The 15,186-nt window shown below is 38.8% G+C and carries 15 protein-coding genes; 12 read left to right on the top strand and 3 right to left on the bottom strand.

The features are described from left to right. Window positions 1–20: 20 nt before the first annotated feature. The 3 genes from ABN099_RS15495 to ABN099_RS15485 are packed head-to-tail and all read right to left on the bottom strand — an operon-like array spanning window position 21 to window position 2,274. Window positions 21–476 carry a tellurite resistance TerB family protein gene (locus ABN099_RS15495; protein WP_349464971.1) on the bottom strand — a complete coding sequence of 152 codons (456 nt, stop codon included), beginning with the start codon at window positions 474–476 and terminating at the stop codon, window positions 21–23. Between the two features lie 25 nt (window positions 477–501). Further along, window positions 502–1,689 (bottom strand): TerD family protein, encoded by a 1,188-nt coding sequence (locus ABN099_RS15490; RefSeq protein ID WP_349464969.1) that lies wholly within the window; start codon window positions 1,687–1,689, stop codon window positions 502–504. Next, window positions 1,690–2,274, bottom strand: a complete 585-nt coding sequence (locus tag ABN099_RS15485; protein ID WP_349464967.1) for a TerD family protein — start codon at window positions 2,272–2,274, stop codon at window positions 1,690–1,692. Window positions 2,275–2,598: 324 nt separating this feature from the next. Between ABN099_RS15485 and ABN099_RS15480 the strand changes: the two genes are divergently transcribed. From ABN099_RS15480 to ABN099_RS15425, 12 genes are all read left to right on the top strand, one after another. Beyond that, on the top strand, window positions 2,599–3,666 hold the full coding sequence (locus ABN099_RS15480) for an ATP-grasp domain-containing protein (protein WP_349464965.1): 1,068 nt from the start codon (window positions 2,599–2,601) through the stop codon (window positions 3,664–3,666). A gap of 2 nt (window positions 3,667–3,668) precedes the next feature. Next, the gene (locus ABN099_RS15475; protein ID WP_349464963.1) at window positions 3,669–4,814 is read left to right on the top strand and encodes a phosphoribosyltransferase domain-containing protein; all 1,146 of its coding nucleotides are present in this window, start codon (window positions 3,669–3,671) and stop codon (window positions 4,812–4,814) included. Further along, window positions 4,807–5,583, top strand: a complete 777-nt coding sequence (locus ABN099_RS15470; protein ID WP_349464961.1) for a hypothetical protein — start codon at window positions 4,807–4,809, stop codon at window positions 5,581–5,583. The genes ABN099_RS15475 and ABN099_RS15470 overlap by 8 nt, the downstream gene beginning before the upstream one ends. Then, the gene (locus ABN099_RS15465) at window positions 5,580–6,656 is read left to right on the top strand and encodes a cysteine protease StiP family protein (RefSeq protein ID WP_349464959.1); all 1,077 of its coding nucleotides are present in this window, start codon (window positions 5,580–5,582) and stop codon (window positions 6,654–6,656) included. Before ABN099_RS15470 ends, ABN099_RS15465 begins: the two co-directional genes overlap by 4 nt. Continuing rightward, entirely contained in the window at window positions 6,656–7,600 is a 945-nt protein-coding gene (locus ABN099_RS15460) for an HpcH/HpaI aldolase/citrate lyase family protein (protein ID WP_349464957.1), read from the top strand. Before ABN099_RS15465 ends, ABN099_RS15460 begins: the two co-directional genes overlap by 1 nt. A 314-nt stretch (window positions 7,601–7,914) precedes the next feature. Continuing rightward, the gene (locus ABN099_RS15455) at window positions 7,915–8,382 is read left to right on the top strand and encodes a tellurium resistance protein TerW (RefSeq protein ID WP_349464955.1); all 468 of its coding nucleotides are present in this window, start codon (window positions 7,915–7,917) and stop codon (window positions 8,380–8,382) included. A 558-nt stretch (window positions 8,383–8,940) separates the two neighbouring features. Continuing rightward, the gene (locus ABN099_RS15450) at window positions 8,941–9,579 is read left to right on the top strand and encodes a vWA domain-containing protein (protein ID WP_349464953.1); all 639 of its coding nucleotides are present in this window, start codon (window positions 8,941–8,943) and stop codon (window positions 9,577–9,579) included. A gap of 12 nt (window positions 9,580–9,591) precedes the next feature. Continuing rightward, a complete protein-coding gene (locus ABN099_RS15445) occupies window positions 9,592–10,233 on the top strand; it encodes a TerD family protein (protein ID WP_349464951.1) in 642 nt (213 codons plus the stop codon). Then, window positions 10,234–10,872: a vWA domain-containing protein gene (locus ABN099_RS15440; protein ID WP_349464949.1), complete on the top strand. Its 639-nt coding sequence runs from the start codon at window positions 10,234–10,236 to the stop codon at window positions 10,870–10,872. A 105-nt stretch (window positions 10,873–10,977) separates the two neighbouring features. Next, window positions 10,978–12,018: a TerY-C metal binding domain-containing protein gene (locus ABN099_RS15435; RefSeq protein WP_349464947.1), complete on the top strand. Its 1,041-nt coding sequence runs from the start codon at window positions 10,978–10,980 to the stop codon at window positions 12,016–12,018. Continuing rightward, window positions 12,018–13,595, top strand: coding sequence for a PP2C family serine/threonine-protein phosphatase (locus ABN099_RS15430; protein ID WP_349464945.1), 1,578 nt, complete (start codon window positions 12,018–12,020; stop codon window positions 13,593–13,595). The genes ABN099_RS15435 and ABN099_RS15430 overlap by 1 nt, the downstream gene beginning before the upstream one ends. A gap of 30 nt (window positions 13,596–13,625) precedes the next feature. Next, window positions 13,626–15,125 (top strand): helix-hairpin-helix domain-containing protein, encoded by a 1,500-nt coding sequence (locus ABN099_RS15425; protein ID WP_349464943.1) that lies wholly within the window; start codon window positions 13,626–13,628, stop codon window positions 15,123–15,125. The last annotated feature ends 61 nt before the right edge of the window (window positions 15,126–15,186 follow it).

Raw genomic sequence — 15,186 nt, 5'->3', positions numbered from 1 at the left:
GGTTCCCTATATTAAATTAATTACAAACCAAACTCTGCAGGCTCAAAGCCTAATGCAATGGCAATAGCGCGCACAGCCTCTTTTTCATCATTGTCGAAATCACCATCACTTTTCGCAACAGCGATACCGACACGAATAGCTAATTGCGCAGCTTCTGGCTGATCTTTCATCGCCAAAATATACTTCATCGTTTCGCCTTTACCGATTTCAGTATCAAACTCAAAACTTGTAATTAGCTTATTAAAGAATTCGATAACTTCTGAAGTATCAAACACCTTAAGTTCATCCGATGCTTTTAAAAAACCTAACATCTTCTGTTTTTCTTCTGAACTTACACCGTCACTTGCGATAGCAATTCGCGCACATACCGCAACTGTACCTTGCATAAATTTTTTGTTTTTAAAACGACCAACTTGTTTAACTAACTCAGAACGACCTGAATTAAAACCTTCTTTTAATTTATTGAAAAAACTCATGTTTATTTTCCTTTTATCGACTAGATCACTTAGAACCCGCTGTCCAGCGAAATCCCCACCCGTAGGCATTATCCATATCACGGTGGCCTTTAAAAAACTCATTAAGACGTTCAACTTTTATCGAACCATTTTCATTAACTAATCGTGCAATGGCACACATACCTCTGCCATTATTACCATCAGTTAAGCGTGTTTCGATAGGGGGTTGCTCTGGTACATGAATGGTGACAACACCATCTGTTTTACTCCAATTGGGTACGCCTTCATAAATAAAAGCAAAAATCAGCACTTGCTTAATATTTTTCCACTCGCGTCCATTAACAAAGATCCACTCTCCACCAGAGACATCACCAGTACGATCATCACCTTGTAACTCGACATAAGGTGAGCGTTGAAAATCACCAAAGCCATTACCTAATGCTTGAATAACTGACTTATGACCTTGTTGTAATTCAACAAATGCACCGATATCTAAATCGATACCTTTATTGCCACCAAATAAACCGCCGAGTAATCCTGAGCTACTGCTTTTTTCACGATGCCAATCCAAGTTGATGCGAATTTTGCCGAAATCATCTCGTTTTGTGAGGCTGATTGCCGGTTTCTCTTTGGTTAAAGAGACCTTACTTAAATTCACCGTACTTGGTGCTGCTGGCGGAACGGGAGTTGGTACTGATGTTGGTACTGGTGTTGGTACTTGAGTTGGTGCTGGTGCCGGATCTGCAATATCGACACCAAAATGCTCTGCTAATGGTTTTAACCCGCCATTAAAACCTTGTGCAATAAATCGAAATTTCCAACTATCATTACGTCGATATAACTCACCTAAAATTAATGCAGCTTCTTGGCGTCCATTAATTTCAACATTACCGTTGGCAACAACTTCATTGTTGGCATCAACTTGAATAGAGAGTCGTTGCAAATTCGCAATAGTCTGCTGTCCATCACAAGTTGCTGTAAACGCAATTTTATCAACATCAGGACGTAAACGCGTTAAATCAACCGTAAACGAAGTGCTATTACCGGAAGTAGCGTAAATAATGGTGCGATCATCATTTGCGGTTTGACCATAAAACACCATATCAGCATCGCCATTGACTTTACCTGAAGCAAAAAGTCTAAACGCAGAGGCATCAACAGGTGCACCAGATTGAATACGTACAATTAATGTTTGAGTCGGTACCGGAAGATTCCCACCGGGTGTCAGGTTCATTTATCGCACCACCGTAGTCAAAATATCAGGCATCATGTCGTTAATTACGCGACCTCGACAAGGCTCACCATAAGCCGTGAAATCCCATTGTCCGCTATTGCGTTGTAATGCTGCAATCACAATACCTGTATGAGAGCCTTGTTCCGTTAACTTATAATGAGCGAGTTCTTTATTCGTGGTTTTATCTACGACACGACAAAAGGCATTCTCGACTTCATTAAATGTCTGTCCACGGAAACTATTGACAGTAAAAACCAAGTATTCAACATTGCTTGGTAAACGATTTAAATCGACAAAAATTGTTTCATCATCACCATCACCATCGCCGGTTAAGTTATCACCAGAGTGAACAACTGACTGACAACTTGATTTTAGTTTACGAAACCAAATGGTATCAATTTGATGACCAGAAGCATCAAGCAAAACACAGCTGGCATCTAAATCAATAGAACCACCCCCACCAAAAAGACCACCTAGAAATCCTTTTTTCTTAATCGGATCCCAGCCTAAACCAAACATTAAATGACTCAGCGTAGGTGCCTGTTTACTGAGAGAAACTGTTTGATTCTTGCTTAATGAAACCATAATTAACTTCCTTCAGAGGTAGAGTGAAATAACAAAGCCTTTTGCACTTAAATTCTTACAATGAAAATCATCATATCATGATGAAGTAGTTGAGCAAGACTATTTTCACATCCTTAACTTAAAGTTTTGTCAACTTAATGATAAATATAATATTTTTATTATTAAAATCACTTATTACTTAAGAATATTCTCAACATTAACCAGATAAATTATTAGCTTTTAAACTTATATGGAATAAATCATATTATGATTGACACTAATCAAAGGAAACATCATGATTACAGAATACGTTCTCTACCAATCTATCTCACGGTATAAAGATTAATGAACAATACGATTTGGTTAATGGAAGGGTTATCTTCCCAACGCGATATAATTCAAGGTGTTAAACACTTTGCAAACCAACAAAACCAAAAAATTACGCTGTTGGCTTCTCATCGTCATTCACGAAATGAGATTTTGTCGCTCGCTGATAATGCTTTTTATGAACCTCAAGATGAGACTCAACGCCTTGCGTTTATCGTAGAGACAGTTAAAAAGCATCATGTTAATGCCATACATACAGGTCGAAATTGTGCTTGGTTTGAAACTCACCGAAATGATATTGAATCATTAGGCGTTAAGTTAACAACTGGCGCGACAAGTCTTACACAGTTACAACTTGCTGATGATAAAGTGGCATTTGCACAAGCCATGGAACAATATGGTTTACCGGCTGTACCCTCTATTTGCATCACCTCTATTGATGAGTTAGAAACGCAGCTAAAAAACCCACCATTTGGTGATCTGCCTTTATGTATCAAGCCTGTAAAAGGCATTTATGGTATGGGATTTTGGTGTTTTGATAACACCGTTTCACCTATGGCTATTTTTAGTCATCCAGAAAATCGTCGAGTCAATCCACAACAATATCTTGATGCGCTAAAACAAGTTGAACACTTCGAGCCAATGGTGTTAATGCCATATTTACCCGGTCCTGAATATTCCGTTGATATGGTTGTTGAACAAGGCGAGGTTATTGCGGCAGTTGCTCGTCGTAAAGAGGGGGCAATCCAGCATCTTGAAATCTCAGGCGAGGCTTATGAATTAGGCAAAGCTTGTGCCACAGCAATGAAAGCTGACGGCATTGTGAATGTACAAACCCGAAATAATCACCAAGGTCGCCCTCTCTTACTTGAAATTAATATGCGCCCTTCTGGTGGTATTGGTTATACCCAACATTGTGGGATAAACCTTGCTGGGATTTTCGCCCTACGCCAACTAGATTTAATCAGCGTTGCAGCTGCAAAAGCTGAAAATAGCCATTTTTCACCAACAAAAATACGTTCAATCACCGATTCTGTTGTTTTTAATTCAACACTGACAAATTTAATAAGTACGGATAATAATTAATAATGAATAGTATGACTGACCCTTTAGTTTACCGTCGTCATCTTACCTGTGGCACATTAAGCGTAACGCCAAACTGTCCAATAGAGTTACTTGATGAGTTATTTGATATTGCTGAAAGACGCAATCCTAAACGTGCTTTTCTCTTTGTAAGCAAAGTATTAGGTCGTCATATTCCGGTTTCACCTAAAACCATGCGCGCTGTTTACCAAAAAGTTGCAACACAATTTCCTGACGTCCTTGAAGGTCCGGTTTTATTTATTGGCATGGCAGAAACCGCTGTTGGTCTTGGCGCTGGTATTTTTGATGAAGTAAGAGCGCGTTATAACAGTGCTGTTTATTTAACATCAACCCGCCATCCCATTGAGCAAGCTGATTTATTATGCGAGTTTAAAGAAAACCACAGCCATGCCACTGATCATCTGCTCTATTTACCGCAAGATGCAGAACAACGTCGATGGGTGCAGCAAGCACAAACGGTTGTGTTAATTGATGATGAAGCCACAACAGGCAATACCTTTATTAATCTGCTAGGTGCACTACGTGAAGAAGGTGGCTTAAGCCAGATAAAACAGGTTATTACCGTCACACTCACAGACTGGAGCGGCGATTCCATCGCACAGCGTTCGCCATTACCTGTAAAGACCATCTCATTAGTACAAGGAAAATGGCATTGGGAAGCTAATCCCGATGCACCATTACCGATTATGCCTAATGTTAATGTTACCGCATCAGGTCACGTTGCTATTACAGGGAAACAGCGCTGGGGACGTTTAGGAATGACCGTTCCTGCTAATGATCTTGGGATAAACCTAACGGCATCGAAAGGTGAAAAAATTCTGGTTTTAGGATCGGGCGAATTTGTATGGGAACCCTTCTTACTTGCAGAGCGCCTTGAAAAACAAGGGGCATTAGTAAAATATAGCTCAACAACACGCTCGCCAATTGCAACAAACTTTGCCATTCAATCTGCAATTACGTTTACAGATAACTATGGCTTAGGCATTGCTAATTTTGTTTATAACGTTGCTCATCAACAGTTTGATCGCATCATCCTTTGCTGTGAAACGCCGGCTGAAAGCGTTGATCCTCAACTTATCGATGCACTGCAAAAAGTAGCCCCTATTGTTGAGGTGCTAAGTTATGACTAAACCCGTTGTTTTCACTGACTTAGACGACACATTATTTCAAACACGTCGCAAAATGGTTGATGAACTAGATTTAGCACCATATCGAACAGGCGCTCTTGATAGAAGCTTACAGCCACGTAGTTTTATGACGCAAGAGCAAGCCATGTTAGTTGATTGGCTACTTGAACATGCTGATCTCATTCCGGTTACTGCTCGCGGTACTGAAGAGATTAGCCGTGTCTCTATCCCTTTTCATTCTTGGGCAATTACCACTCATGGTGCGGTTATCTTAACGCCTGAGGGTAAAGCAGATAAGCAGTGGCAAGAGGCTATAACTCAAAGCCTTTCAACTTATACTGACCGCTTGTTGACCTTACAAAAATTTATCACTGAACTGATGGCAAAACGCCAAATAGACGGTTGGGCTCGTATTAACTATGAATATGGTGATTTACCCATTTATTTAGTGATGAAACATAACGACAGCACAAAATTAGATGAACTGAACGCCATTGGTGATGAGTTAGAACAAGCATTTTCTACTGAAGGTTTTTATATTCATCGCAACAGTAACAACATCGCATGGCTACCGGAACCAATAGAAAAAGGGAAAGCGGTGACTTATTTGCTCAATAAATTAAAAGCTGAGCGTGGTATTTTTCCTGTTATTGGTTTAGGTGATAGCTTAAGTGATAGTCGCTTTATGAAATTGTGTAGTTGGTTTGGTATGCCTCGTCAAAGTCAGTTTGCAGATGCCATTAGTACAAAAATTTTTGGAGAATTAGCATGATGGATCATAAACCTTTTTCAGGATCTTATTTATCAGGTGATGTCGATTTTTTACTTCAGCCTGTCAATATTGAAATGACGCCCGTTGAATTAAAAGAAGCGCTGATTCAATCTGGCAAACTTCACTATTCCGATATGTTAAGCCAAGAGCCAGAGCCGACGACGTGGCATTTAGATCTTTTTGAAAAAGCCCTTGAAACCGGTGCATCCCGTTTAGCCATTGAAGTGGTTATGTTAGCTAAGGCGTTAATTGAACGCTTTGGTGATACACCGATTGTTCTAACCAGCTTGGTGCGTGCTGGCGTACCTTTAGGCGTAATGCTGCAACAGACACTGCGCAAAATGGGAAAAACCTCTTATCACTATGGAATAAGTATTATTAGAGATAGGGGCATTGATATCCAAGCGCTTTCATGGATAGAACAACGCCATGGCACTGAAGGTACTGTTTTTGTCGATGGTTGGACTGGCAAAGGGGCAATCACAGGTGAATTAATTCGTTCCCTTTCAGGAAGAGAAGGCTACCCTGCTCAACCTCGCCTAGTAGTATTAGCCGATCCTTGTGGTTGCGCATGGTTAAGTGCCAGTGATGAAGATTGGTTGATCCCTTTTGGGATCATGGGCGCACCTGTTTCGGGCTTAATTTCACGCTCAATTTGGACTCAACAAGGCTTCCATGGTTTTGTAAACTGCCAGCATCTCAAACAGTATGAATGTAGCCGTTATTTAGTTGATACTGTTGCAAAATCCATTGATAAGCTTGATGTTTCAAATATTGATATTGCCACGTTTAAACCACAACAATCAGATTTAAAAAAACTTAGCGAAAACGTCGTTAGTTCACTTGCAAAAAAATATGATATTTCAAATATCAATCGTATAAAACCCGGTATTGCTGAAGCCACACGCGCGGTATTACGCCGTGTACCTGATCATGTTTTAGTGAGAAAAATAACGGATCCTGATGTTGCCCTGTTGGTTTATCTTGCTCAGGAAAAAAACATCGCCGTTATCGAGGCAGGAGATGCTCTCGGACAATATCGTGCAGTGACTATCATTAAAAAGGTGAAATAATGATTGAACGATTATCCCCTTGGAATCTAGGGGCAACACTCTATATGCCAGCAACCCGTACTGACATTGCACAGACTGTTATTAATCAGAAAATTGAAGGATTACGCTCGCTGATCATCTGTTTAGAAGATGCGGTAAGTGATGCCGATATCCCTGTTGCATTAGAAAACTTAGCGACATTATTAAACACATTATCAGAGCATAAAAAAAACAGTGATTGCAGCCATTGGCCACTGCTTTTTATCCGCCCTCGTCATACAGAAATGGGGCAATGGATCACTGAAAACTTAGATCTCAGTGCCATCGATGGTTTTGTGCTGCCTAAGTTTACTCAAGCTTCACTACCTGTTTGGTGGAACATCATCGAAAACACACATTTGTGTATGATGCCAACGCTTGAAACAGAAGAAGTATTTGATGTTATTCAAATGACTGAACTTGCCAATTTACTGCTCACTCATCCTTGTCATAACCGGATTATTGCATTGCGTATTGGTGGAAATGACTTAATGAATGTCATTTCTTTAAGAAGAAATCGTCATTTAACCCTGTACGATGGTCCTATGGGATATGTCATAAAAATGCTTGTTGCGGTATTTGGTGCGCGTCAATTTGCACTAACAGCACCCGTTTGTGAGCATATTGATGACCATCAAATTATGGATAAAGAACTCGCACTTGATATCGCGAATGGTCTAGTGGGTAAAACAGCCATTCATCCAAAACAGATCCACAAAATTGAGCAAGCATTAATGGTTTCTCAATCTGATCACTCCGATGCATTGCGTATATTAAACTCAACACAAGCCGTATTTAAATCTCAAGGTGCAATGTGCGAACCTGCAACACATCGACGTTGGGCGCTAAGTATTTTAACAAGAGCTAAAGTTTATGGCATTATACCTAACCAACAAAATAATAATCAGCGTTTTAATGTAACGTGATATTAATTCTTTATCACTACTAGTATTATGCTTAATATTAGAAATGTATTTTGTTATTGATATTTACGTTTAAATATATTTCACTTACATCGCTATAACTAAATTTTCATTCTTTAGTTATAGCTCAATAAAAGAGCAATAATCTTTTATTTTGTTATTTTAAAAATTATATATTTTTTCACTTTACTTATTATTTTATACTATATTTAACATATGACTTATTTCAATTTATTCTTAAATAGCGCGTGTAAGAATATCCGATAATAATGTCTGAATGTTTTAACATACGAATTACAGATAAGTGGTAACTAAGCATGCAACTAAGCACTCGTCAGGTCAGAGTCTTTACACTGGCAACGCTTTTAAGCCCAGGGAAAAAGGTTCCAACAATTAAAATCATTTCAGCTCTTGAGTGTTCAGAGCCAACGCTTACTCGTGTATTAAAAGAGATAAGAGACTCCTATGGTGCTGAAATAAAATACAGTAAGTCATCTCGTGCTTATCAAATGACAGAGCGCGGGCAGCTTGATAACAAAGCATTGCGTCGTATGCGAGAAGCATTATCTGCACATGAAGAACTGCGCCACCATGAAATGGCGAGCCGTGTTTTTCTCGATAAAGACAAGAAAAAATCCGTTTCATTATCATTAAAGATGTCAGCATTACGAAAAATAGATAGGTTGTCTCATTTAAATGATTCAACACGAAGCGAAGCCGTTGAATTATTAGTTGATAACTATATTGAACATTTAATTCTTGCTGCATCGAAAAAAGAAAAATAATATTTAACTACTAAATAACTTTAAAAACTTGATATTTTATTTACCTCTAAATATCAAGTTTCCCTATGATAAGCATTAATTAATCATTCATTAAATCTTAATAGTTTTATATTTATCATTTGATTATTATTTAAATTAAATTTACTTATTAAATATAAGAAAAAATTTTAATAAAAATTAACTCATATAATTAAATATTACCAGCCTAATTAAAATTACGCCAAACAGCTGAAAAACAAGAAATTTAACTTAACCATCTCGTTTTTACGGTCTATTCTGTCATTTTGCTTTTTTATATTCTAATTTCGATTAAATTAATTTATTAGAGTCCTCAGCACTCATAAAACGAGTATTAGCAAGAGCGAGAAAAGAAGGTTTTTGTTTAATATTGTTTTAATCTCTCTTTTTATAAAATCCAATTTCAGGTTAATAATATTGGATGATCATCACTGCCTTTTTGCCTTATTTAAATTAAACTAAGCATAATCTCAATTAAAAGGGTACGTGAATCAATTAGTATATTAATGCGTATTCCTATCTAAATAACAGGATAAATGCATGAGAAGATTGCCAGTTTACCTTTTGCTTGATACTTCAGGTTCGATGTATGGCGAGCCCATTGAAGCAGTCAAAAATGGCGTTGAAATGCTCTTATCAACATTACGCCAAGACCCTTACGCATTAGAAACCGCTTATGTTTCAATCATTACCTTTAATTCATCTGCACAACAAGTTGTGCCACTTACGGATATCATCAACTTTAAATTACCGGAGTTAACCGCAAGTGGCACCACCGCGCTTGGTGAAGCATTAACGTTAGTAACGAGTTGTATTGAACGAGAAGTGCAGAAAACAACAGCTGAAACCAAAGGTGATTGGCGACCTATCGTCTTTATGATGACCGATGGCGCCCCCACAGATGAGTGGAAAAAAGGCGTCGAAAAATTCAAAACCGCACGAACAGGTGTTGTGATTGCCTGCGCTGCCGGGCAAGCTGCTCAAACTGATATTCTTAAAAATATTACCGAAATTGTATTGCAGTTAGATACCGCAGATTCCACCACCATAAAGTCATTCTTTAAGTGGGTTTCTGCCAGTATTTCCGTAGGTAGTCAAAAAGTTGATCTCAGCAAAAAAGATATCAGCAATCTTGATGACTTACCGCCACCACCTCCAGAGGTTAACGTTGTACTTTAAAAAGGAATGAATATGTCAATCAGTTTAAAAAAAGGACAAGGTGTTAGTTTAAAGAAAAATGAATATGACCTTTCATCTGTCACCATTGGCTTAGGTTGGGATATCAACGAAGAAAAACGGGGTTTCCTAGGTGGGCTCTTTGGTAAAAAAAGTGAAGAGTATGATTTAGACGTTGTTGCCTTTTTATGTGGTTCTAATGGCAAAATTAACGATCTGGGTCAGATAGAAGGTGGTCAACCTTCTCTCGTCAATGGCGATATTATTTTCTTTAATAGCTTAAAGCATAAATCAGGACAAATTTGGTTAACGGGTGATAACCGCACCGGTGCTGGCGATGGTGATGACGAACAGATCATTGTTAAGCTCAATACCCTTGATGCTCAATTCACTAAAATCGTCTTTATTGTTCAGATTTATAATGGCAAAGAGCTACAACAACACTTTGGTAAAGTACAAAATGCCTTTATTCGTGCTGTCGATGCCAAAAATATAGAGATGGCTCGTTTTGATCTATCAGGCGGAGAAGCTTTTAATAATCAACGTTCAATGCTTTTTGCTGAATTAGTCAGAGAAGAGAGTGGTTGGAAACTTAATGCAATTGGTGAACCTTCAAATTCAGATAGCTTTGTCTCTTACTTAAAGGATTTCACCTAAATGAGAAGATTACCGGTTTACCTTCTTATTGATACTTCAGGTTCAATGAGAGGCGAATCTATTCATGCGGTTAACGTAGGGATACAAACCATGCTTAATGCACTAAGGCAAGATCCTTATGCATTAGAGAGCGTACATATCTCTATTATTACTTACGATAATGAAGCCCGTGAATTTATTCCAATGACAGCGTTAGAGGATTTTCAATTCACTGATATCACGGTTCCAAGTTCAGGTGGTACCTTTACAGGCGCAGCATTAGAGTGCTTAATCAAATGCGTTGATCGTGATATTAAACGCTCTGATGGTGATCAAAAAGGAGATTGGCGTCCGCTGGTCTTTTTAATGACCGACGGCACACCATCAGACTCTTATGCTTATGGCGAAGCCATTAAAGAAGTTAAAAAACGCTCGTTTGGTTCTATTATTGCTTGTGCAGTAGGACCTAAAGCGAAGCATGACCATTTAAAAGCGTTAACGTCTCAAGTCGTGGCATTAGAAACCTTAGATTCCAATGCTTTCTCAGGCTTTTTTAAATGGGTATCAGCCAGTGTCGCCTCAGGTAGCTCAAGTGCGGGTGTTAATACAGATAAAGATACACTACCGCCGCCACCTCCTGAAATCCAATTGGTACTGTAATCAATAAAGCAAAGCGCTAATAAAGGCTTTGCTTTTATTTCATTAAAGCCTTGATTTATAAGTTAAAATTTAACGACAGCCACCATAAAGTAATAAGGTATAACGATGAGAAGGCTACCTATTTTCTTTGTTTTAGATTGCTCAGAATCGATGATAGGTGAAAACCTAAAAAAGATGAATGATGGTCTAACCACTATTATTCGCGATCTTAGAAGAGATCCTCACGCACTTGAAACCGCTTGGGTTTCTGTTATCGCCTTTGCTGGCGTTGCAAAAACCATTGTACCACTCACTGAAGTTGTCTCTTTTTATCCACCGCAATTACCACTTGGTGGAGGAACCTCTTTAGGTAGTGCATTAAGAGAGCTATCACACCAAATTGATACCCAAGTTAAAAAGACCACAACAGAACAGAAAGGCGACTGGAAACCCGTTGTTTATCTTCTCACTGATGGTCGCCCTACTGATGATTACGCACCAGAAATTACTCGTTGGAAAGAGAAGTACGCCAATAAAGTCAATCTTATTGCCATTGGTTTAGGGCTTAGCGCTGATTTACATGTGCTATCACAATTAACCGAAAACGTACTGCTATTTACTGAAACACAAGAAGGTGATTTTACCCGTTTTATCAAATGGATAACGATGTCTGTGGTTTCTCATAGCCGCAGTGTAGGTGAAGAAGCACCTGTGCTTTTAAGTAAAACAGAACATATTGTTCGTCTAGCAAAAGATGATATTGCTCGCGCTTATGATGAATCTTGTGTCACTTTTGTTGGTCGTTGTAATCAAACACGTTCAGCTTATTTGATGAAATATGAACGTCCACCGATGACCTCTTCCGGTCTTGATTTCAAACTGAATTTAAATGGCTTTAACTTAACAGGTTGCTACCCACTCAATGAAGATTATTTTACTTGGAGTGATAACAGCGCAACCACATATCAAGTAAATACCAGTGAATTACATGGCACTCCGGGCTGCCCTTATTGTGGTAATGCCACCGCATTTGCCGTTTGCCAATGTGGAAAACTACTTTGTGTTAACGGTCCAGAAACGGTAATTTGCCCTTGGTGTGATAACACAATTACCTTTAACGACAACAGTAATCAGTCTGATTTCGATGTAACACGAGGTAAAGGTTAATGGATAAAACAGCCACGCTTACCAAGCTTTTTATTGATAGTGTTATGACACAATATCGTCTGCCATTATCAGAAGAAATAGTGATAGCACTTTATGAAGATACTGAAATAGCTCAAGCTATTGATGCTATTGCGATGAAAATAAAAGCAAAAACCAAACAAGCACAACAACAAAATAGTACGCTAAAAAATGAAGAACAGCTGTTACTTCAGCTTTTAACACCGATACAAGACGCTGTCGCTAAAATAGAAAACGAGATAACGGCAGAAGTTGAAACTGAAACAACTGAAACAACTGAAATAACCGAAATAACCATAGTAGAAAATGACGCATTAAAACCAGGGCAAATTCCACAAAATACATCGCCACTACTGACCAAAAAGCCCTTTGTTCGTAAACCTATTGCGCAAATTACGCTTTTAAATGCCAAAGTCGGTACTGAATTTAATTCCGCGGTTGAGATAACGTTAGATACCCATCAAAGTGCAAAAATAGAGTCAATTTTAATTCCTGAAGATCTCGGTATTCGTTTTGATGCAGAAACGTTATCGCTAACAGGTATGCCGATTAAAAGCGGTAATTTTACGCTCACCGTGCATTGGCGTACTGAAGAAGACGATAACAACAACTACAGCAACGAGGTTTTACTGATTATTAATCCGGATCCTCGTAGTTTATGGAAAATTAACGAACCAGCCACTGATAGCCCTTATCCTAAAGAACACATTGATAGCAAAGTGATCCTTGAAGACGGTATCCGAATTGCCGCAGCCAGTCGTCGTGGTCGTTCTCATGAACATGCTGGTACATTTCGTGATGATGATTTCCAAATTCATCATGATAATCAAAGCCAATGGAGTGTCCTCATTGCCGCAGATGGTGCGGGTAGTGCACGCTACTCTCGTGAAGGCTCGCGCATTACCGTTAATACCGTTAGTGAATATTTAAAAACGCAATTAAGCGCTGATAATAACCAAGTATTAGCACCTTATCTCAAGGCGATTCATCAATGGGATGAAGAAGCAATTAAACAAATCGGTGCTTTCTTTGCCAAGCTATTTCATAACGCAGCACAACTTGCTGTTAATAATTTAAAAAATGAAGCAATACGCGTTAATGAACCCGTGAAATCCTTTTCTACTACGCTATTAGCCACCGTCTCTTTACAACTTGATAATGCCATTTTTGCTGCCTCATTTTGGCTGGGTGATGGCGCTATTGCTGCATTTAGTCCTACTGGAAAAGTACGCTTATTAGGTTCTCCTGATAGCGGCGAATATGCAGGACAAACACGCTTTTTAGATGATAACGCGATCCATGATAACGACTTTAATCGCCGTATTATTATTGGTAAATGGAATGATGTTTCTCATCTTATTTTAATGACTGATGGTGTTTCTGATCCTTGGTTTGAAACGGACAACGGCTTACAAGCCGCAGATAAATGGGCTGCATTAGTTAATGAGATATCGCCTTGTTTAGCGACACCTGAAAATGCAGATAAAGCACTTGCTGAGTGGTTGAATTTCTTTTCCGCAGGTAATCACGATGACCGCACTATTATTGTGGCTTGGTGATCTTTAGAACAAAAGAATTGGTGATTTTTTATGGCAGATATCATTACCTGTACAACGCAAAGTGGAAAAACAATCCAGTATGTTAATGAGATAATTGGCTCTGGTTCCATGAAAGATGTCTATTTTTCCCCTGATAAATCCTATGTTGTCGCCTTTTATAAAACGCAACAAAATGCACAAGCGAAAGATCGTATTGATATGATAACCAGCTCATATCGTCATAATATCTTTGAACAGAGCGGTGGTGACTACTGGAAAAACCTCTTTTGCTGGCCAACCGATGTTGTAGAGCATCAAGGAAAAATTGGTATTGTCGTTCCGACTTATCAATCGCATTTCTTCTTTAAATATGGTTCTAAAAATAATGACTTTTTGGCGATAAAAGGTCGAGAGAAAGAAGGAAAATGGTTTGCGAGTGCAAATAACCAGAACAAATTTCTCGATCCTCGTGAACGTGGCAATATGTTAAATTACCTCAAAGTCTGTTTATTGCTTGCTCGCGCTGTACGCCGAATGCATGCGGCGGGTTTATGTCACAGTGATCTTAGCTATAAAAATGTGCTTATCGATCCTGAACAAGGTCACGCTTGTGTCATTGATATTGATGGCTTAGTCGTTCCCGGTAAATACCCACCCGATGTAGTAGGAACACCCGATTTTATTGCACCTGAAGTGGTAAAAACCAGCCATTTAGCGAAAGATGATCCTAATCGCATATTGCCTAATATCACCACTGACAGACACGCTCTTGCCGTACTTATTTATATATATCTATTTTATCGTCATCCTCTACGTGGCGGTAAAATTCACGATCTTGACGATGAAATGCGTGATGAAACTCTCTCTATGGGTGAAAAAGCCCTTTTTATTGAACACCCAACCGATAGCAGTAATGCGGTAAAATTAAATCAGGTGAAACCCTCTTCTCTGCCTTGGGCTGATCCACAAAAGATCCCTTACACCATTATGGGTCCTTATTTAACACCGTTATTTGAAAGGGCGTTTATCACGGGATTACACGATCCGGCTCAACGTCCTACCGCAGATGAATGGGAAACCGCATTAGTAAAAACAGTAGATTTGGTTCAGCCTTGTCAAAATAGTGATTGTGAACAGCAATGGTATGTTTTTTCAGGTAAAACACACCCTGTTTGCCCTTATTGCCACACCCCTTATAAAGGTCAATTGCCGATTTTAAACCTCTATTCTTCACGTAAAGCAGGGAGTTTTAGACCAGACGATCACCGCTTAATGGTTTGGAGTAATCAATCGCTTTTCCCTTGGCATGTTAATCGCCTTATTGCCCCGAATGAACGCACCACCGATGAACAGAAAAAACGGGTTGGTTATTTTGTTTATCACAATTCAACATGGTGGCTAGTTAACGAACGTATTGATGGATTAATGGTATTACCGGAGAAAAAACAGATAGCGATTGGCGATAAAATTGCCCTAACCGATGGGCTGCAATTTGTATTATCAACAGAAGAAGGCGGGCGATTAGTCGTTGTACAGTTAGTCTCAAATTAAACATGATCAGAGAATAACCTCATTAATTCATAAAGGGTTATTCTCTTTTTATTAGGTAATA

The sequence above is a fragment of the Proteus hauseri genome (genome assembly GCF_040139125.1).
Taxonomy (GTDB): Bacteria; Pseudomonadota; Gammaproteobacteria; order Enterobacterales; family Enterobacteriaceae; genus Proteus; species Proteus hauseri_B.
This window is presented reverse-complemented; position numbering and strand designations above follow the sequence as displayed.